Origin of the sequence: Lentzea rhizosphaerae, from assembly GCF_042649515.1 — a bacterium.
Taxonomy (GTDB): Bacteria; Actinomycetota; Actinomycetes; order Mycobacteriales; family Pseudonocardiaceae; genus Lentzea; species Lentzea aerocolonigenes.
The window spans coordinates 214615-233177 of record NZ_JBHRZI010000036.1; the positions used below are offsets into that span (position 1 = coordinate 214615).

Here is an 18563-nt window from a genome sequence, read left to right on the forward strand (position 1 = left end):
AACATGTATCGTGGCAGTCGTGACGCCGCAGTCGTTGATGCTGAACTTCCTGGGCCTGTACGTGCTGGGCCGCGACATCGCGGTCTACTCGGGCAGCGTGATCGACGTCTTCGGCCGCGTGGACGTCTCCGAGGAGGCCGTGCGCTCGACGCTGACCCGCATGACCTCGCGCGGCCTGCTCACCAAGCACCGCAACGGCCGCAAGGTCTACTTCGGACTGACCCCGCGAGCCGAGGACGTGCTGGAGGACGGCGGCCGCCGCATCTGGCAGCGCGGCGCCGTGAACAGGGACTGGGACGGCACCTGGACCCTGGTCGGCTTCTCCCTGCCAGAAGGCCGCCGAGGCGATCGCCACGACCTGCGCTCCCGCCTGCAGTGGGCGGGCTTCGGCCCCGTGCAGAACGGCCTGTGGATCGCCCCGGGCACCCGCGACGTCACGGAAATGGTCGCCGACCTGGGCCTCACCGAGAACGTCACGGTCTTCACCGCCCAGCACGCCAAGCCGACGGAGGCCGCGGACCTCGCCACCCGCGCGTTCGACACGGCCGCGATCGGGGCGCGGTACCAGGACTTCCTGGCCCGGTGGCGGTCGCCGGCCTCGTCGTTGCCGGACGACCTGGCTCGGCAGTTGTTGCTGCACGCGGACTGGTTGGATCTCGTGCGGCAGGATCCGCATCTGCCGGCCGAGTTGCTGGCTGATGACTGGCCGGCGATTGAGGCGGAGCAGTTGTTCCAGGCGTTGGCCACGCGGTACGTGGAGACGGCTACGCCGCTCGCCGAGGCGGCGATCGAGTCGATCAGCGTCTGAGCTCGGCACGTTCCCCGCCGGCCTGATGACGATCATGTCGCCCGACGTTCCCATCAGATGAACGTTCAACCTGATCGATCTCACCGCGAGGTACGGTCCGCCCCAAACCCCAGGGGAGGAGACGAGCCGTGCGCCGTCGTATGCGTGGCACCGCTGTTGCCGCGATCGCGCTGACAACCGTGATGACCATGGCCGCCTGTGCCAAGGACTCGGGCACCACCGCGCAGTCCAACGCCGCTGGTGCCGGGTGCGAGTTCGCCACGCCGCCCAGCGCGCCCGCCACGTCGAGCACCAGCGCTGCCAACACCGACAAGGTGGACGGGAGCGGGCTCAAGATCGGGCTGGCCTACGACATCGGGGGCCGGGGTGACGCGTCGTTCAACGATCTTGCCGCTGCCGGGTTCGACCAGGCGATCAAGGACATGGGCGTCAAGAAGGAGAACACCCGCGAGCTCTCCGCCGCGCCCAACGAGGACGAGGCGGCCAAGCAGACCCGGTTGCGGCAGCTCGCCACCGAGGGCTTCAACCCCGTCGTCGGGGTCGGGTTCGCCTACACCGAGTCGTTGAAGGTCGTCGCGCCGGAGTTCCCCAACGTCAAGTTCGGGCTGGTCGACTCGGCGGTCGAGGGCGCTGCCAACGTGACGCCGCTGGTCTTCGCCGAGCAGGAGGGGTCGTTCCTCGCCGGCGTCGTGGCCGCGTACCAGAGCAAGAAGTGCCACGTCGGGTTCGTCGGCGGCGTGGACATCCCGTTGATCCAGAAGTTCGAGGCCGGGTTCGTCCAGGGGGCCAAGGCCGCCGCGCCGAAGGTCCAGGTCGAGAAGAAGTACATCACGCCTGCCGGTGACTTCACGGGCTTCCAGGACCCGCCGAAGGGGCAGGAGGCGGCCAAGGGGCTGATCGACAAGGGCGCCGACGTCGTCTACCCCGCCGCGGGTGCGTCCGGCATCGGGGTGTTCGCCGCGGTGAAGGAGGCCGGTGTGCTCGCGATCGGGTGCGACGCCGACCAGTACAACCAGCCGGCGCTCGCGAACAACCGGGACGTCATCGTCGCGTCCAGCCTCAAGCGGGTCGACGTCGCCGTGTACGACTTCTACCGCGCTGCCGCCAAGAACGACCTCGCGTCGCTGCCGAAGGTCTTCGACCTCAAGGTCAACGGCGTCGGCTACGCGGCGTCGGGCGGCAAGGTCGACGCCAAGCTCCAGGGCATCCTGGAGGGCTACAAGGCGCAGATCATCGAGGGCAAGATCAAGGTCAACGACCGGCCGTAGCCAGCGAAACCTCAACCGGGGCCGCGGTCTTGGCGATGATCTCCTCGACCGTGGTCTCCGGTGCCAGCTCGACGAGGCGGAACACGCCTTCCGCCACGTCGAGCACGGCGAGGTCGGTGATCACGCGCTGTACGACCCCGCGGCCGGTCAGCGGGAGCGTGCACGACTCGACGAGCTTCGACGAGCCGTTGCGGGCCGTGTGTTCCATGAGGACGATGACGCGTCCGGCGCCGCTGACGAGGTCCATGGCGCCGCCCATGCCCTTGACCATCGCGCCGGGCACCATCCAGTTCGCGAGGTCGCCGTGCGCGGACACCTGCATGCCGCCGAGGATCGCGGCGTCGACGTGGCCGCCGCGGATCATGGCGAAGCTCGTGGCCGAGTCGAAGTACGACGCTCCCGGCAGGACGGTGACGGTCTGCTTGCCGGCGTTGATCAGGTCGGGGTCGACCTCTTCCTCGTAGGGGAACGGGCCCACGCCGAGAATGCCGTTCTCCGCGTGCAACGTGACGGTCGAGCCCGCCGGCAGGTAGTCGGGGATCAGCGTGGGCAGGCCGATGCCGAGGTTGACGTACTCGCCGTCGCGCAGTTCGAGCGCCGCGCGGGCGGCCATCTGGTCACGGGTCCAGGCCATGTCAGTTCCCCTCCTGGCGGGTGCGGGTCGTGCGCTTCTCGATGTCCTTGCGGGACGCCTGTTCCGGCGTCAGCGCGACGACGCTCTGCACGAACACCCCCGGCAGGTGCACGTGGTCGGGGTCGATCTCGCCGACCTCGACGACCCGCTCCGCCTCGACGACGGTGTGACGGCCCGCCATCGCCGCCACCGGGTTGAAGTTGCGGGCGGCGGCGTGGAACACGCAGTTGCCCGCGCGGTCGGCGACTGCTGCCCGCACGAGAGCCGCGTCGGTGACGATGGACTCCTCCAGCACCATGTCCTTGCCGTGGAACGTGCGCACCTCCTTGGGCGGTGAGGTCAGCGCGACCGTGCCGTCGGGGGCGTAGCGCCAGGGGAGTCCGCCTTCGGAGACCAGGGTGCCGACGCCGGTGGGGGTGTAGAACGCGCCGACGCCGGATCCGCCCGCCCGCAGGCGTTCCGCGAGTGTCCCTTGTGGAGTGAGTTCCACGGTCAGCTCACCGGCGAGGTACTGGCGGGCGAACTCCTTGTTCTCGCCGACGTAGGACGCGATCACGCGGCTGATGCGGCGCTGCTCCAGCAGGAGACCGAGCCCGGCGCCGTCCACGCCGCAGTTGTTGGAGACGATCGTGAGGTCGTCGGCGCCTTGCTCCAGCAACGCCTCGATGAGGAACCACGGGATGCCCGCGAGTCCGAAGCCGCCGACCGCGACGCTCGATCCGGAGGCGATGCCCGCCACGGCCTCGGCGGGGCCGCTGACCACCTTGTCCAGGCTCATCCGTCCACCCTCTCGAAGATCGCGGCGAGGCCCTGGCCGCCGCCGATGCACATCGTCTCCAGTCCGTACCTGCTCTCGCGGCGGCGCATCTCGTGCGCGAGCGTCGCGAGGATCCGCGCACCCGTCGCGCCGACCGGGTGGCCCAGCGAGATGCCGGACCCGTTGGGGTTGAGCCGGTCGTCCCCGGCGTCGACCTTCCACTCGCGCAGGCACCCGAGCACCTGCGCGGCGAACGCCTCGTTGAGCTCGATCACGTCGATGTCGTCGAGGGTGAGCCCGCCGCGGTCGAGCGCGGCCGCGGTCGCGGGCACTGGCCCGATGCCCATCACTTCGGGGCCGACCCCGGCGACGGCCCACGACCGGAGCTTCAGCAACGGACGCAGCCCGAGCCGGTCCGCGTTGTCACGGGTGGTGACCACGCACATCGCGGCGCCGTCGTTCTGCCCGCTCGCGTTGCCCGCGGTGACCGTGGACTCCGGGTCGATCTTCAGCCGCACGGGCCGCAGTGCCGCGAGGTCCTCGAGGGTCGTCTCGGGCCTGGGGTGCTCGTCGCGGTCGACGACGACGCCGGGCTTGCCGCGGCGGCCGGGCACCGTCAGGGGCACGAGCTCGTCGGCGAACCGGCCGGTCTCCTGCGCCGCAGCCCACCGCTGCTGCGACCGGAACGCGAGCTCGTCCTGTTCCTCGCGGGAGATGCCGTACTCGCGACGCACGTTCTCAGCGGTCTCCAGCATCCCGCCCTGCACCGGGTGGAACCGGCCGCCCGCCGTCTCGCGCGCCCGGTCGAGCCGGTCGACCAGCCCGATCGTGCCGCTGCGGACACCGGTGCGCAGCCCCAGCGCGTAGTGCTCGACCTGCGACATCGACTCCGCGCCGCCGGCGACGACGACCCTGGCGGCGCCGGTGGCGACCTGCCCCGCCGCGTACAGCACGGCCTGGAGACCGGACCCGCAGCGGCGGTCGATCTGCAGACCCGGCACCGAGGTGCCGAGGCCCGCGTCGAGCGCGGCGATCCTGCCGATCGCGGGCGACTCGCCGTTCGGGTAGCACTGCCCGAGCACGACGTCGTCGACGTCGCCCTCCCGCAACCCGGTGCGGCGGACCAGCTCGGAGAGCACGGCGGCGGCGAGGTCCGTGGCGCTGAGGGAGGCGAGAGCGCCGCCGAACCTCCCGACCGGGCTCCTGACGGGTTCGCAGATCACGACGTCGGTCATGCCTTTGACCCTAGGACGAGCGAACGATATCGAGAAATACTCATTTAACCGCAGCTGAGACTCTGCGAATATCAATGCGTGGAACTCCGTCACCTGCGCTACTTCGTCGCGGTCGCCGAGGAACGGCACTTCGGCCGCGCCGCCGAACGCCTGCACATGGCGCAGCCGCCGTTGTCGCAGCAGATCCAGCAGTTGGAGGCCGAGCTGGGCGTGACGTTGCTGCACCGCACGACCCGCAAGGTCGAGCTCACCCGCGCCGGCGCCGTCTACCTGGAACGCGCGCGCTCGGTGCTGGCCGCCGTGGACGACGCCGCCGAGGAGGCCCAACGGGTCGCGGCGGGCCTGCAGGGCCGCCTGGTCGTCGGCTGCGTCGGATCCGCCACCTACAGCCTGCTGCCCGCGCTCGCCCGAGCGTTGCGCGACGAACTGCCCGGCGTCGACTTCGCGTTCCGCGGCGAGATGCTCGCACCGGACCAGCTCGACGCCCTGCTCGCCCGCCACATCGACCTCGCGCTGCTGCGGCCGCCGGTCGAGCACCCCGCGGTGCGGATGAGCACGGTGCGCCGCGACCGGCTCATCGTGGCGCTGCCGGAGGACCACCCGCTCACCCGCCGCAAGCGGCTGAAGATCGAAGACCTGGAGGACGTCGACCTGATCGTGCACGCCTCACGGGGCCGTTCGGTCATGCACGGCATCGTCACGGCGTTGTGCCGTGAGGCGGGGTTCACCGCCAGGATCCGGCACGAGGTCTCGGAGACCTCGACCCTGGTCACCTTCGTGGCCTCAGGCCTCGGGGTGGCCGTGGTGCCGGAGCCCGTGGCGGAGCTCGGCGTGCCCGGAACGACCTACCGGCCGTTGGCGGGCAAGCACGACATCGAGCTCGTGGCGGCCGTGCGCGCGGACGACGACTCCCCGGTGCTGGCGAGGGCGCTCGCCGTCCTGCACGAGGTCTCGCGCTGAGCTACCAAGACCCGTTCGGATATCTCGCGGCGTAGGCGCGGAACGCCTCTGCGCCCTGCTTGCACACCCGCTCGAAATCGTCCTCGGTGTAGCCCGAGCGCCCGATCAGGTCGCGGTAGGCGTGGCAGGCAAGCCCGTCGAGCATGCTGATCTCGCTGTAGAGCGACATGCCGGGATCCTGGAAGTACGTCCGCAGCTCGCGGCGCCGGTTGTCGTCGTCCACGCCGTACGCCCCGAGAAGGCTCGCCAGATGCGCGCGAGCCGTGGCCAGCCTGGCTTTGACGTGGTCGGGTTCCGGGGCGCCGATGATGTCGAGCTGGTGGAAGAAGTAGACGGACGACCGGGTCGCGCGGATGGCCTGCTTCCAGTTGTCGAGCTTCCCCCACAGCAGCGCCTGCCGGAGTTTCAGCGCCCCCAGCGCGGCCGGGTGACGCCGGTCGGACCGGTCGGCCCTGAGCATGCGATCGGTGATCCGTTCCGCGGCCATGAGCTTGCGCAACGCGCGCGAGTGGTCGCCGGCGGCGGCGAGAACCTCGGCGGCCTGGGCGAGCGCATCGGCTTTGGCCTGACGTCGTGCGCTCATCGGCGGAGCAGTTCGTGTGCCTGGGCGGTCTGCGCCACGACCAGCCGGAGGTCGTCCGGCCCGTAGGTGCGGCTCACGCGGATGAGCTCCTCGTACGTGCGCACGGCGTTGGCGGCGAGGCGTTCCACGGCGTCCGCGGCCTTGGAGCCGTGGTGGCACGCGAGCATCCAGGCGAGCTGCGAACGGGAGTTCGCCGCGTTGCCGATGAGCTCCTCGAACGACTCGGTGTCGCCGGGATGGGCACTGCGGAACTGCCGCACGACGGCTTCGACCTCCGCCGGGTTGCCGTGGGTGGGGTCGATGTCGGTGTACAGGTGCTCTGCTGTTCGTGCCGCGCGCACGGCTTCCTCCCCGGCACCGAGGTTGTGGTGCAGCGCCGCCTGGTCGTAGTGCAGACGAGCGGCCGCGGGCTGGTTGGCGATCCGGGCGATCCCGGTGGGGTCGGTGCGGACGGCGGCGTCGAGCAGCTTCAACGCGCGGACGTTGAGCTTCAGCGCCTTGTGGTGGTGTCCGGCGGCGGCGTGGGTGGAGGCTTTCGCGACCAGGGCGTTGACACTCTTCTCGAACAACGACATCAGCGCAGGTGCTCCTTCGCCGCCGCGTACTGCGCCCGGATGCGGTCGAGATCGGCCTGCGTTGTCTCGCGGCCGTACCGCAGGAGCTGCTCGTAGATCTCGACCGCGGCCTTGCCGTGCCGGTGGACCGCGGCGGCCTGCGCCTTGCCGTGGTACTTGGCGAGCAGCCGCGCGAGGCGGGCACGTGCGTCCGCGGCCTGGGCGATCAGAGGTTCGGCGGCGTCCGCGTCCAGCCGCGTCGTGCGCAGCTGACGTTCGACGCCGCCGGGCGCGCCGCGCACCAGGTCGGACTCGTCGTAGATCTCGACGGAGCGGCGTGCCGCGGCGACGGCCTCCTCGCCGAGGCCGACGGCGTCGAGCACGGTCGCGCGGTTGTAGAAGACACCGGCGAGGAAGAACCGGTGGATCGGCACACCGGGCTCGCGCTGGACGAGCTTCTCGATCGCCTGTTCCTGCAGGTCGCTGTGCCGGAGCGCGCCGAGCGCGTCGCCCACGCGGACGCAGGCGTGGAACAGCTTTTGCTCGTTCGTCGCACGCTGCCGGAGCCTGCGGACCGCCCATCCCCCGAAGATCCCCATCGCCCTACCGTGACATCTCGGCTTCGATCTGTCACTAATGATCTATGACCGCTGTACGGGGCACCGCGCTGAGCAACAGGGCGATCGTCGGGATCGGACTCGTGCTGCTCGTGATCGCGACGCTCTGCACCACCGTGCTGCTGTGGCAGTTCGGCGACGACCGTGCGGCCACGCGCGCCCGGCTGGAGGCGATCAAGGTCGCCGGCACGATCGTGGTGGCGGCAGGAGGTCTGGTCGCGCTGTGGCTCGCGGCGCGCAAGCAGCGCTCGACCGAGCTGGAGCTCGACCGCCAGCTGCGCGCCGACGCCGTCAGCCAGCTCGACGCCGCCGAGCGGCGCATCACCGAGCTCTACACGAAGGCCGCGGACCAGCTCGGCAGCGAGAAGGCACCCGTGCGGCTCGCGGGTCTGTACGCCCTCGAACGCGTCGGCATCGGGGCACCCGACCAGCGCGCCACGATCATCAACGTGATCTGCGCGTACCTGCGGATGCCCCACACCCCGCCGGGCCCGCGGCCGCCGGACGGCCAGGACCAGGACCTCTACGAGCGACGGCTGCAGGAGGAACAGGTGCGCCTGACCGCAGAACGCATCCTCAGCCGTCACCTGTCCACGCTGGTCGACGTCACCGGCAGGAACGACACCCGCTGGGAACGGCTCCACATCGACCTCACCAACGCGGACCTGCGCGGAGCCGATCTCGGGCAGACCGACCTGACCGACGCCGACTTCTCGGGCGCCGGTCTGGCCGGTGCGCGGCTGACGTCGTCGATCCTCGCCCACGCCAGGTTCAGGGACACCGACCTGGTCGGGGCCGACCTGAGCAACGCACAGGCCCTGCGCGCCCGGTTCCCCGGAGCCGACCTCACCGGCGCGAACCTGTCCGGTGCGACGCTGACCGATGCCGACTTCCGTGGCGCGAAGCTGACCGGCGCCGACCTGTCGCACGCGAACCTGCGCGGCGCGGACCTCACCGACGCGGATCTGACGGACGCGGTGATGGACGACGTCGTGAGATAGGCGACGGTCAGTGCTTCTTGGCGTAGTCGTCCATGCCCTGCCAGTCGACGATCACACACGGTTCGTCGCCGACGACCCACGCGTCGTGTCCCGGCTTCGCCATCATGAAGTCGCCAGGCCCGATCTCGCCCTCCTCGCCGTCGTTCATGACGATCTTCATCCGGCCCGAGACGACGTAACCCTTGTGCGCGACCTCGCAGCTGTCGGTCTGCGCCAGCGGCTTGACGTGGTCCGCCCAGTGCCAGCCGGGCTGGAACACGGCACGTCCGACCGCGCCCGAGTCGGTGTTGACCAGGTCCAGCTGTCCCATGCCCTGTTCGAAGGGACGGGTCTCCTCAGGTGAGTCGAAGTGCTTCACGAGCAGTCCGGACATGGCTGCCTCCTCGGGGTGGATGTTCTGGCAGGTCGAGGACAGCACGCAAAAGACCTGGCCCGCGCGTGGCACAAGGCCCATCCACTAGGGCCGAAAGTAGGCATCGACACGGTGCGTGACCCTCGGCATGCTGATCGGCTGTGCGCGTAGCTGTCGTCTCCGGAGGGGATCCGGGCCATGTCGTTCCGGCGATCGCGTTGTGCCTGAGGTTCGCGCGGGCCGGTGACGACCCGGTCCTGCTCACGGGCGGCCGGTGGATCGACGCGGCCGGGAACGAGGGCATCACGGCCTCACGCGTGCCGGGTCTGTCGTTGCGCGACCTGCGCGGTGAAGCCGATCTCGGGCGCGCGTTGCACGACCAGGCCGAAGCGCTGGCGTCGGCGCTCGTCCCTGCGCTGACCGAGCTCGCTCCCGACCTGGTGGTGTGCGACGTCCTGGCACTGGGCGCGAGCATGGCCGCCGAACTGATCGGGGTGCCGTGGGCCCAGTTGTCGCCGCATCCGCTCTACGAACCGTCCAAGGCGTTGCCACCCATGGGCAGCGGGCTGGCTCCCGGAACCGGTGTGCGGGGCAGGCTGCGGGACGCCGTGCTGCGGGCCATGACGGCCAGGTCGCTCCGCCAGGGCGAACGGCAACGGGCGGTCGTGCGGCAGCGGATCGGGCTGAGCGCGCGGGAGCCGGGGCCCGCGGTGCGGCTGATCGCGACCCTGCCCGCGCTGGAGGTTCCGCGTCCGGACTGGCCCGACAACGCGCACGTCGTCGGGCCGCTGCTGTGGGAGGCGAGCCGGCAGCAGATGAGCCCGCCGCCTGGTGACGCTCCGCTGGTGATGATCGCGCCGTCGACCGCGTGGACCGGTGCCGCCGGCATGGCCGAGATGACGCTGGACGCGGTGCGGGACTTCGGAGTGCGGGCGGTCGTGTCGACGTTCGCGCCCGCGCCGGACGACCTGCCGTCGTGGGCGCGGTCAGGTCCCGGCAGGCAGGACGAACTGCTGCGCGAGTCGTCCGTGCTGGTCTGCGGTGGTGGTCACGGCATGCTGGTCAAGGCGCTGCGGGCGGCGGTTCCCGTCGTGGTGGTGCCGGGCGGCGGTGACCAGTGGGAGATGGCCAACCGCGTGGCCAGGCAGGGAAGCGGGGTGATCGTTCGCCCATCCACTGTGGACGGACTGCGCGACGCGGTGGTGCGCGTGCTCGGCGATCCCGGTTTCCGCACTGCGGCGGCGAAGGCGGCGGCGAGCGCGTCGGACGTGCGCGACCCCGTTCAGCTCTGCCGTGCCGCGGCGAGGTCCTTGTGAAAGACGAGGAAGTCACACGGACAGGCGAGGTGGGGCACCAGCGCCGGGTAGTCGTCGGCCAGGTCGGCCGTGCGCACGACGCGGTAGCCGATTCGGGTGTACCAGCCGCGAAGGAACTCCTTGACCGGGTGAGGCCACGTTTGCGGGACCAGCAGTTCGAGCTGCATGCGGGACAGGCCGCGCTCGCGGCCCCACTGCTCGGCGAACGACACGAGCTCCCTGCCGAGGCCGGTGCCGCGTTCCTCCGGTGCGGCGACCAGCATCCCGAACTCGCCGAGGTCGTCGTCGAGCTGCTGGATGCGCACGGCGCCGACGACGCGGTCACCTGACCGCTTCACCGCGACCTGCCCGGCGCGGATCAGGCCCGCCACCTCGGTCTCGGTGGTCCGTGCGGCACCGTCGTTCCAGATTCCGGCCTCCGCCTCGGCGTACACCTCGTTCACCAGTCCGGCGATCTCGGCGGCGAGCCCGGTGTCCGACACGAACGTCACCACGGGGACGGCTGGGTGGTCTCGGCGAGCTTCTTCGCGTGCTGGAGCACCCCGAGCTCGCGCAGCATCCGGTCGCGCTGCACGGGGTCGTGTGCGACGTGCGAGGCGTGCAAAGCCTTGCGCAGACGTGAAGTCCGGAACGGCGTCCACCGGCTGGCCAGCGCCAGTTTCGCGGCCCGCAACGCCGCCCTGTCACGGGTGCGTGCGAGCGCGTCGCGGTGGTCGTCGCCCAGGCCCAGCAACGACAGCAGGCGTTCCCTGAGCTCACGGCCAATGCGGGCCCAGGCGGTGGTGCGCTGACGGGACGCGCGGATCTCGATGCCCAGGGCGAGGTGCAGCATCACCAGGCCCAGCACCGGTCCCAGCAGGACGCGGGCGACACCCGCGACCGGCCCGGACAGGCTGAGGGCGGCGAAAGCGGCGAACGCCGTCAGTCCCCACGCCACCAGCCGGGCGGGGCCGGGGCGGCCGTCGCGGCGCACCCCCGCGCGCATCGCCCAGCCGCACGCGACCAGCGCCGACTCCATGACGGAGAACAGGACGACCCGCTCCACGACGTCGGTGATTCCCAGGCGCTGCTCGAAGAACCTCCACGACGTGTCCACGCTGACACCGATGCTCATCAACGCGACGGCGTAGAAACCCTTGGCACCAGCGGGTTTCGACGGCTCGGGAGCAGGGGTGTCGCCGGCCTCGTCGAGCTGCGCGATCAGTTCCGGCGTCAGCACCACCTGGCCACCCGTGTCGGTCACACCGTTGCGCGCTCGCCACTCGTTCACGACCGCCGTGGCGTACGGGCGGCCAGGCACCTGCTGACCGTGCCTGTTCAACCAGCGGCGGACTTCCTCGACCGTGCACCCGCGCGGGAGGTGGTCCAGCGCGTACAGGATCTGCGCTTTCTTGGTCTTGATCCCGGTCAAAGCCGCTTGGTGATCGGTGATGGGGGAGACCTCGTTCGTGGTCACCCGCGGCACCCTACCGGGTGACTGGACACGCTCTGGAGCGGGTTTTGGACGTTGACACTGTCACGATTGCAGTGTCACTATCGTGGTGTGTGGACGCTCGACGAGTTGCTGGACCGTGTCTCCGCCGCGCTGACGGCGGAGTACTCGGGCGCGCCCAACGGCCGCGTCCGGGACGTGCCCGACAAGCGGGCCGTCCGCTGGTACGCGACGACGGGGCTGGTCGACCGGCCGTCGGCGATGCGCGGCCGCACAGCGCTGTACGAGAAGCGCCACCTGCTCCAGCTTGTGGCCGTGAAGAGACTTCAGTCGGAGGGGAGGGCGCTGGCCGACATCCAGGCCGAGCTCGCGGGGGCGACCGACCAGACGCTGGCGGTGATCGCCCGCGTTCCGGACAGCCTGCTGGAGTCCGGAGATCCACCACCACAGGAGTCCGTTCGTCCCCGGTTCTGGGCCGAACCCGCCGCGGCACCGGTAGCGGCGCCGCCACCCGCGAAAGCCGTGCCGCTCAACGGAGTGGCGCTCGGCGGGGGTGCCGTCCTCCTGGTGCCGGGTGCCCCGACCGCCGCCGACACCGCGGACATCGCGGCCGCCGCCCGGCCACTGCTCGACCTGCTCGCCGCCCGTGGTCTGCTCACGAACGAAAGGGAACTGCCTTGACCTCTCTCCCAGCTGAATACGGGAGATTCTTCCCTCGCGGGTCGAGTTTTCTGCTTCGCAGCCCGTTGCCGCCTGGGATTACCAGCACAGGGGCGGTGTACCGCCCACGGTCTTACACGAGCTCCACAGACCTGACATCCCACCAGCCCGGCGGTAGACCCGGCCGACTTGGTTGTCGCCGACCGAGCGTGACAACTCTACAAGCCGCTCCGCCAACCGCCCGACCTGGGGGTCGGGTCACGGTCTTTCGCCCTGGAGGCGAAACCCCGTCCTTGTCCTACCCCGCAGGGGTTCGTTTCCTCCCGGCCTGAATGCCGGGGTATCCACGGAGGAATTCCGATGACCTTCACCGTCGCCCCGATGACGTCCGTCGAGCACGACCGCGTCGGCCGGACGATCGAGGACGCGGGTGTCGGCGCGCTGCGCACCGACCGCGGCAACCTGCCGCTGGAGCGCCTCGACGTGCGGGCGACGATCACCGGGCTGATCGGCCGTGTCGTGCTCACGACCGGGTTCGTCAACACCCACGAAACCGCCCTCGAAGCCACCTACGTCTTCCCGTTGCCGGACCGTGCCGCCGTCACCGGTATGAAGATGACCGCAGGTGACCGTGTCGTGGAAGCCGAACTGCAGGAACGTGCCGCTGCACGCCAGGCCTACGACGATGCGATCGCGTCTGGCCGAAGAGCGTCCATAGTCGAAGAGGAACGGCCCGACGTCTTCACCATGCGGGTGGGCAACATCCCGGCCGGTGAACGGGTGACCGTCGAGCTGAGCATGGTCGGGCCGCTGGTGTTCGAGGACGGCGCGGCCACGTTCCGCTTCCCGCTCGTGGTGGCGCCGCGGTACGTGCCGGGCACGCCGCTGCCGGGACCGTCCGTCGGTGACGGGTACGCCGACGACACGGACCTGGTGCCGGACGCCTCGCGGATCACGCCGCCGGTGCTGCTGCCCGGTTTCCCGAACCCCGTGCGGCTGAGCATCGGCGTCGACGTCGACCCGGCCGGTCTCGAACTCGGCGAGGTGCGGTCGAGCCTGCACACGGTCGTGCGGGAAGGCACCACCGTGACGGTCGTGCCGGGGGAGCGGGTCGACCGCGACTTCGTGCTTCGCCTGGCGTACGCGGGAAACAGCACCGCTGCGGTGTGCGTGCCGGACCTGGACGGCGATGAAGGCACCTACCAGCTGACCGTTCTGCCACCGGAACCGGCGGGCACGGTCCGCCCGCGTGACGTCGTGCTGCTGCTCGACCGTTCCGGCAGCATGTCCGGCTGGAAGATGGTCGCGGCCAGGCGCGCGGCGGCGCGGATCGTCGACACGCTGACCGCGGACGACACGTTCGCCGTGCTCACCTTCGACGACCGCGTCGAGCGGCCGGTCGAGCTCGGGACGGGTCTCGTCACGGCGACCGACCGCCACCGCTTCCGTGCCGTCGAGCACCTGGCGGGGATCCAGGCGCGCGGCGGGACCGAGCTGTTCGAGCCGCTGCGGCAGGGACTGAGCCTGCTGGCCGACGCCGCCGAGGGCCGCGACCCCGTGCTGGTGCTGGTCACCGACGGTCAGGTCGGCAACGAGGACCAGATCCTGCGCGACATCGCCCCGGTGATCAACCGGACGCGGGTGCACGCCGTCGGCATCGACAGGGCCGTCAACGCGGGGTTCCTCGGCAGGCTCGCGGCCAGGGGCGCGGGCCGGTGCGAGCTCGTCGAGAGCGAGGACCGCCTGGACGAGGCGATGACGCACATCCAGCGCCGGATCGGCGCGCCGGTGATCACCGACGTGGCGGTGACGCCCGCGTCCTCGTTGCCCGTGTCGGCCATCTATCCGGGTGTGCCGCTGGTGGTCTTCGGCCGGTACAGCGGGTCCGCCCCGGAGTCGATGACCGTGCGCGGCCGGACGCGCGACGGCGCGGACTGGCAGGAGGTCGTCTCCGTGCGGCAGCTGGATGAGCCCGCGGTCCGCGCGCAGTGGGCGCGTGCGGCACTGCGTGATCTCGAGGACCGGTACGCGACCGGCGACAGGACCCTGGAAGCGGAGATCGTGCGGACCTCGCTGCGGTTCGGGGTGTTGTGCCGCTTCACGGCGTTCGTCGCCGTGGACGAGCAGGTGGTGTCCGACGGCACGGTGCACAGGGTGGTGCAGCCGGTCGAACACCCCTCGGGCTGGGAACTCCCGGCTCCGCCGATGGTCGGGTTCGCTCCGGCGCCCGGCAGGTTCGGAGCCGCGCCCGACGGGCTCGCCCTCCCGTCCGCGCCGGCCGGTTTCGCCCCGTCCGCGCCCGCCGCGTTCGCCCCGCCACCCGCACCGCAGGCCGCAGGCCGATTCCGCGGCCGCCCGCTGTCGTCGGCGCCTGAGCCGATGGCCGGGGGTGGAGCCGTTGTGGACGACTCGGCGGAACTCCGGGAGATCGCCGCGCTGGAGGTGCAGCGCCTGGAGAAGGACGCGGGCCGCCCCACCTGGGAACGCGAGGAGCTGCTCGCGGACCTGGTCAGCAGGCTGGGCACTCTCGTCGCCGGCAAGCAGGGCCCGGCGTACGAACCGTTGCGCCGCCTGGTCGCGGAACTGACCGCCGGCGGGAACGTCGACGAGCTGTGGGCACGGGCCGTGCAGGTGCTGCGGGAGTTCGCCGGTCAGGTCGTGGCGAAGGACCGCCGCCGGTCGTTCTGGCGCTGAACGGACCTAGCCCGCCCCCGGCCGCCGACGGAACGCTTGACCGTGTGAGTGCGTTCGGGGAGTGGACGACGGCTGAGGGCCTGCCCGCGTTCGAGTACCGGGCAGGCCCCACGCCGTGGGATCCGATCATCGACCCGCCCTCGACCCGGCACCGGGTGCACGTGGGCAACCGCCGGATCACGCTGGTGGCGGGAAGTGACGGGCTCGCGAGCGTGTGGGACGAGCACGTCGACTGCCGGTGGCTCGCCGAGAACACGGGCATCTGCCGGTTCGGGTCGCTGGCCACGGATGCCGCGCGCACCAAGGTGTTCGGGCCGGCGCGGGACGTGGCGGTGCTGGATGAACGGAACCTTCATCCACCTGACGTCGATGAAGGTTCCGTTCATCAAGCAACTGTCGTGGGGTTGGCGGCGAGCGGGTGGAGGCGACTGCTGGAGCGTTGACGGTGGAGGTCGACGTCGACCTGCCGCCGGGCGGTCGGAAGACCGTGTGGTTCCGGTTCGGCCTGCTCGACGGCCCACTGCCGCGCCCGGAGCGCATCTACGCCGGAACCCTTGCCGCACTGCGGGAACGGCTCCCCCTCCACACCGGCTCGTCCGAGATCGCCTGGCACGCCGCGATGCTCACCGGCGGAGCCTGCGTCGACGGCGTGCTCGGCGGCCACACCCTCAACCAGGGGTCCGCCTACTCGTTCCGGCACGGTTTCAACGGCGCGGCCAGGGATCCGCTGCAACACGCGCTCCCGCTCGTCCACCTCGAACCCGACCTCGCGCTGTCCGTCCTGCGCAACACCTGCGCCTGGGGAAGCCCGGACGGCGACCTGCCCTACGCACTCGACGGCCGCAAGCAGCCGTGGACGCAGCTGTTCCGCCCGTCCGACCAGAACCTGTGGGCGCTCTGGCTCGCCGCCGAATACGCCGCCGCGACCGGTGACCTCGCCGCGTTCGAACGGCCGGTGCCGTACCACCCTTGCCACGGCGCGGAGCCGGTGCCGCTCGGCGAGAACCTGCGGCGCCAGTTCCGGTTCTTCGCCGACGAGGTGGGTGTCGGGGAGCACGGGCACGTGCGGATCCTGAACGCCGACTGGAACGACCTCGCCATCACCGAGTCCGGGGTGGACCGCGAGCTGATGATCGAACGCGGCGAGTCGGTGCTGAACTCGGCGATGGCCGCCTGGGTGCTCCCGGTGTACGCGGGGCTCGCCGAACGACTCGGTGATCGCGCGACGGCGTCCGAGGCGCGGGAACGGGCCGCCGACCTGCGCGAGAGGGTTGCGAACGAGTGGAACGGACGGTGGTTCCGGCGCGCGCACGCTCCCGGTGGTGCGCCCATCGGTGATCACGACCTGTGGCTGGAGGCGCAGCCGTGGGCGATCCTCTGCGGTGCGGCCACATCAGAGCAGGCGCGCGCGTTGCTCGCCACGATCGACGAGAGGTGCCGGGCCGGGTCACCGCTCGGCGCGCGGCACCGGTGGCAGGCCGGTCCGGCAAGCCAGGTGTGGTTCTCCGTCAACATGACGCTGGTGTGGGCGGCCTCCCGCTACGACCAGGACCTGGCGTGGGACGAGTGGCGGCGGATGACCCTGCACGCGCACTCCACCGCCTACCCGAACACGTGGACGGGCACGGTGACCGGCCCCGACTGCTACCTCGGGCCGGAGAACGACAGGCCCGGCGAGACCTGGGCGCTGCCCGAGGTCGGCGTGGCGATGCAGGCGTATCCCGTCGCCAACCTGCACAGCCACTCCCAGCCGTTGCTCGGCTACCTGCGCCTCCTCGGCGTGGAACCCGAGCCCGACGGCACGATGCGGCGACAGTTCAGCCGCGCAGGTACCGCGTGACCATGTCCACGAGCTCGTTCTCGACGGCCTCGATCGACGCTGTCTGCGGGAACGCGGAGAAGCGGTGGACGTTCATCTCCACGGTGAACACGATGAGGTCGGCGGCGGTGTCCACGTCCTGCACGCGGACGTCGGGGTGCCGGGCGAGCAGGTCGCGGATCTCGCCGACGCGTTGCTTGCCGTGCCGGGCGACCGTGTCGCGCAACTCCTGGGAGAACTGCGCCTCCTCGATCATGATCCGGAGCAACTTGGGGTCGTCGCGGTGGTTGTCGATCGCGTCGCGGACGATCGTGCGCACCACCGCCTCCAGGGTTCCCGGAGAGAGGTCTCCGGCCGGTGCCGAGGCGCCGCGGTCGATGTGCCGCACCAGCAGCTCGGCCAGGATCGCGTCCTTGTTGGGGAAGTACTGGTACAGCGAGCCGATCGACACGCGAGCCCGTTCGGCGATGCGGTTGGTGGTGCCCGCCGCGTACCCGTGCTCGGTGAAAACGTGAGCAGCCGCGGTCAGGATGCGGTCGCGGGTGAGCTCCGCGCGCACCTGACTGGGCTTGCGACGTGCTTCGAGACGACCCTTGGCGGACGGCATCGCGGTCCCTTCGAAAGCGAGTGGTCGAAACCTGAGCAAAAGCTCATAATAGTGGCATGACCTGCGAAAACAAACGACTCACGACCGTGGAGGAGATCGAGGGGGTCGTGGGGCGGCCAGCGTCGATGATCATGTTGAAGGAGGTCGGCGCGCTCGACGAGGGATCCGTCGCCGTGCTCGCGCGCAGCCCGATCGCGGGCTTCGGTCACCGGGACGCCGCAGGAACGAGCAGGACGACGTTCGTCGGTGGCGGTCCGGGTTTCGTGCGCGTGCACTCAGCACGCCGGATCTCCTTCAGCGCGAACGAGTCCGCCCACGGACCGGCGTCGCTGGTGTTCCTGCTGCCGGGCGTCGGGGAAACGTTGCGGGTCAACGGTTCCGCCAGTACGCGCCGGGGCCGGGTGGTGCTGGACGTCGAGCAGGTCTACGTGCACTGCGCCCAGGCCGTCCTGCGTTCCGGGCTGTGGAAACCACCGGTCGATCCCACACCCGCCGAGGTCACGGGCACCGGCCCGCTGGCCCAGCCCGGTGTCGCGAACTTCCTCGCCGGCGCCCCATTCCTGGCTCTGTCCACATGGGACTCATCACGCGGAAGCGACACCAGTCCTCGTGGGGACAAGCAGACCGCGGCGCGGATCCTGGACGGCCGCACGCTCGTGATCCCGGACCGCAAGGGCAACAAGCGCACGGACACGCTGCGCAACCTGGTCGAGGACGACCGGCTCTCGTTCGCCGCTCTCGTGCCCGGACGCACCGACGTGCTGCACGTCCGGGGCAGAGCGACGATCACCGTGGATCCCGCCCTGCTGGAACCGTTGTCGTTGCGCGGCACGCCACCGCACGCCGCGCTCGTCGTGGACGTCGAGGCGGCGGAGCTGACCGAGAGCGACGCGGTGGCAGAAGCCCGGTTGTGGACGCCGGCAGCGCACGTCGACCGCGATGAAGCACCCGACATGATGGCTCTGGGGAAGGCGCACCTGGCCGCCAACACCGCAGGCGTGGTCAATCTCGTGCCCGTCACGTGGTTGAGGAGGCTCATGAACCTCTCCTACCGGTGGGGCCTGCGCAAGGAGGGGTACGACGTCGACCACTGAGCACCTGGCCAGACGTCTGCAAGTACCACCAACTCTTGATCAAATCGCCGTCAACCACACCCAACCTGTTCGTAACCACCGAACCGCCACCGTGCCTCAGGCCAGGACAGGCCTGTTGGTGGTAGCAAAGTGTCTGTTGATGTTGAGTTGGTCGTACTTGCAGACGCCATCG

At 70.6% G+C, this 18563-nt stretch carries 20 protein-coding genes; 10 read left to right on the forward strand and 10 right to left on the reverse strand.

Going from position 1 to position 18563, the window contains the following annotated elements:
- Positions 1 to 19: 19 nt before the first annotated feature.
- Positions 20 to 808 (forward strand): PaaX family transcriptional regulator, encoded by a 789-nt coding sequence (locus tag ACFOWZ_RS38625; RefSeq protein WP_382378911.1) that lies wholly within the window; start codon positions 20 to 22, stop codon positions 806 to 808.
- Between the two features lie 140 nt (positions 809 to 948).
- A complete protein-coding gene (locus tag ACFOWZ_RS38630; RefSeq protein WP_382379029.1) occupies positions 949 to 2076 on the forward strand; it encodes a BMP family lipoprotein in 1128 nt (375 codons plus the stop codon).
- Here ACFOWZ_RS38630 and ACFOWZ_RS38635 read toward each other — a convergent pair.
- Genes ACFOWZ_RS38635 through ACFOWZ_RS38645 form a run of 3 tightly spaced genes read right to left on the reverse strand, consistent with a single transcriptional unit; the run spans position 2060 to position 4702 of the window.
- Positions 2060 to 2710 (reverse strand): CoA transferase subunit B, encoded by a 651-nt coding sequence (locus tag ACFOWZ_RS38635; RefSeq protein WP_382378912.1) that lies wholly within the window; start codon positions 2708 to 2710, stop codon positions 2060 to 2062. The two genes, ACFOWZ_RS38630 and ACFOWZ_RS38635, sit on opposite strands and share 17 nt — an antisense overlap.
- A gap of 1 nt (position 2711) precedes the next feature.
- Positions 2712 to 3488: a CoA transferase subunit A gene (locus ACFOWZ_RS38640; RefSeq protein WP_382378913.1), complete on the reverse strand. Its 777-nt coding sequence runs from the start codon at positions 3486 to 3488 to the stop codon at positions 2712 to 2714.
- Entirely contained in the window at positions 3485 to 4702 is a 1218-nt protein-coding gene (locus tag ACFOWZ_RS38645) for an acetyl-CoA C-acetyltransferase (protein ID WP_382378914.1), read from the reverse strand. Before ACFOWZ_RS38645 ends, ACFOWZ_RS38640 begins: the two co-directional genes overlap by 4 nt.
- 78 nt (positions 4703 to 4780) lie before the next feature.
- Here ACFOWZ_RS38645 and ACFOWZ_RS38650 point away from each other — a divergent pair, with 78 nt between their 5' ends.
- Positions 4781 to 5662, forward strand: coding sequence for a LysR substrate-binding domain-containing protein (locus tag ACFOWZ_RS38650; RefSeq protein WP_382378915.1), 882 nt, complete (start codon positions 4781 to 4783; stop codon positions 5660 to 5662).
- Position 5663: 1 nt separating this feature from the next.
- Here the strand turns inward: ACFOWZ_RS38650 and ACFOWZ_RS38655 are convergent, their stop codons facing one another.
- The 3 genes from ACFOWZ_RS38655 to ACFOWZ_RS38665 are packed head-to-tail and all read right to left on the reverse strand — an operon-like array spanning position 5664 to position 7398.
- Positions 5664 to 6245, reverse strand: coding sequence for a hypothetical protein (locus tag ACFOWZ_RS38655; RefSeq protein ID WP_382378916.1), 582 nt, complete (start codon positions 6243 to 6245; stop codon positions 5664 to 5666).
- Positions 6242 to 6820 (reverse strand): hypothetical protein, encoded by a 579-nt coding sequence (locus tag ACFOWZ_RS38660; RefSeq protein WP_382378917.1) that lies wholly within the window; start codon positions 6818 to 6820, stop codon positions 6242 to 6244. The genes ACFOWZ_RS38655 and ACFOWZ_RS38660 overlap by 4 nt, the downstream gene beginning before the upstream one ends.
- On the reverse strand, positions 6820 to 7398 hold the full coding sequence (locus ACFOWZ_RS38665) for a hypothetical protein (protein ID WP_382378918.1): 579 nt from the start codon (positions 7396 to 7398) through the stop codon (positions 6820 to 6822). The genes ACFOWZ_RS38660 and ACFOWZ_RS38665 overlap by 1 nt, the downstream gene beginning before the upstream one ends.
- A 44-nt stretch (positions 7399 to 7442) precedes the next feature.
- On the opposite strand from ACFOWZ_RS38665, the gene ACFOWZ_RS38670 reads away from it, so the two are divergent.
- Positions 7443 to 8417 carry a pentapeptide repeat-containing protein gene (locus tag ACFOWZ_RS38670; protein WP_382378919.1) on the forward strand — a complete coding sequence of 325 codons (975 nt, stop codon included), beginning with the start codon at positions 7443 to 7445 and terminating at the stop codon, positions 8415 to 8417.
- 7 nt (positions 8418 to 8424) lie between these two features.
- Here ACFOWZ_RS38670 and ACFOWZ_RS38675 read toward each other — a convergent pair whose 3' ends face one another.
- The gene (locus ACFOWZ_RS38675) at positions 8425 to 8790 is read right to left on the reverse strand and encodes a cupin domain-containing protein (RefSeq protein ID WP_382378920.1); all 366 of its coding nucleotides are present in this window, start codon (positions 8788 to 8790) and stop codon (positions 8425 to 8427) included.
- A gap of 140 nt (positions 8791 to 8930) precedes the next feature.
- Here ACFOWZ_RS38675 and ACFOWZ_RS38680 point away from each other — a divergent pair, with 140 nt between their 5' ends.
- A complete protein-coding gene (locus ACFOWZ_RS38680) occupies positions 8931 to 10085 on the forward strand; it encodes a glycosyltransferase (protein ID WP_382378921.1) in 1155 nt (384 codons plus the stop codon).
- Here ACFOWZ_RS38680 and ACFOWZ_RS38685 read toward each other — a convergent pair.
- Positions 10052 to 10567 carry a GNAT family N-acetyltransferase gene (locus ACFOWZ_RS38685; RefSeq protein WP_382378922.1) on the reverse strand — a complete coding sequence of 172 codons (516 nt, stop codon included), beginning with the start codon at positions 10565 to 10567 and terminating at the stop codon, positions 10052 to 10054. The genes ACFOWZ_RS38680 and ACFOWZ_RS38685 overlap by 34 nt on opposite strands.
- 5 nt (positions 10568 to 10572) lie before the next feature.
- On the reverse strand, positions 10573 to 11541 hold the full coding sequence (locus tag ACFOWZ_RS38690) for a hypothetical protein (RefSeq protein ID WP_382378923.1): 969 nt from the start codon (positions 11539 to 11541) through the stop codon (positions 10573 to 10575).
- Positions 11542 to 11628: 87 nt separating this feature from the next.
- Here ACFOWZ_RS38690 and ACFOWZ_RS38695 point away from each other — a divergent pair, with 87 nt between their 5' ends.
- The 4 genes from ACFOWZ_RS38695 to ACFOWZ_RS38710 all read left to right on the forward strand — a co-directional run bounded on the left by ACFOWZ_RS38695 (position 11629) and on the right by ACFOWZ_RS38710 (position 16711).
- The gene (locus ACFOWZ_RS38695; protein WP_382378924.1) at positions 11629 to 12198 is read left to right on the forward strand and encodes a MerR family transcriptional regulator; all 570 of its coding nucleotides are present in this window, start codon (positions 11629 to 11631) and stop codon (positions 12196 to 12198) included.
- 339 nt (positions 12199 to 12537) lie between these two features.
- Positions 12538 to 14871, forward strand: a complete 2334-nt coding sequence (locus ACFOWZ_RS38700; protein ID WP_382378925.1) for a VIT domain-containing protein — start codon at positions 12538 to 12540, stop codon at positions 14869 to 14871.
- 44 nt (positions 14872 to 14915) lie between these two features.
- Positions 14916 to 15314: a hypothetical protein gene (locus ACFOWZ_RS38705; RefSeq protein WP_382378926.1), complete on the forward strand. Its 399-nt coding sequence runs from the start codon at positions 14916 to 14918 to the stop codon at positions 15312 to 15314.
- A gap of 2 nt (positions 15315 to 15316) precedes the next feature.
- Entirely contained in the window at positions 15317 to 16711 is a 1395-nt protein-coding gene (locus ACFOWZ_RS38710; protein ID WP_382378927.1) for a GH36-type glycosyl hydrolase domain-containing protein, read from the forward strand.
- Here the strand turns inward: ACFOWZ_RS38710 and ACFOWZ_RS38715 are convergent.
- The gene (locus tag ACFOWZ_RS38715; RefSeq protein WP_382378928.1) at positions 16689 to 17297 is read right to left on the reverse strand and encodes a TetR/AcrR family transcriptional regulator; all 609 of its coding nucleotides are present in this window, start codon (positions 17295 to 17297) and stop codon (positions 16689 to 16691) included. The two genes, ACFOWZ_RS38710 and ACFOWZ_RS38715, sit on opposite strands and share 23 nt — an antisense overlap.
- Positions 17298 to 17353: 56 nt before the next feature.
- Here ACFOWZ_RS38715 and ACFOWZ_RS38720 point away from each other — a divergent pair, with 56 nt between their 5' ends.
- Positions 17354 to 18391, forward strand: a complete 1038-nt coding sequence (locus ACFOWZ_RS38720) for a pyridoxamine 5'-phosphate oxidase family protein (RefSeq protein ID WP_382378929.1) — start codon at positions 17354 to 17356, stop codon at positions 18389 to 18391.
- The last annotated feature ends 172 nt before the right edge of the window (positions 18392 to 18563 follow it).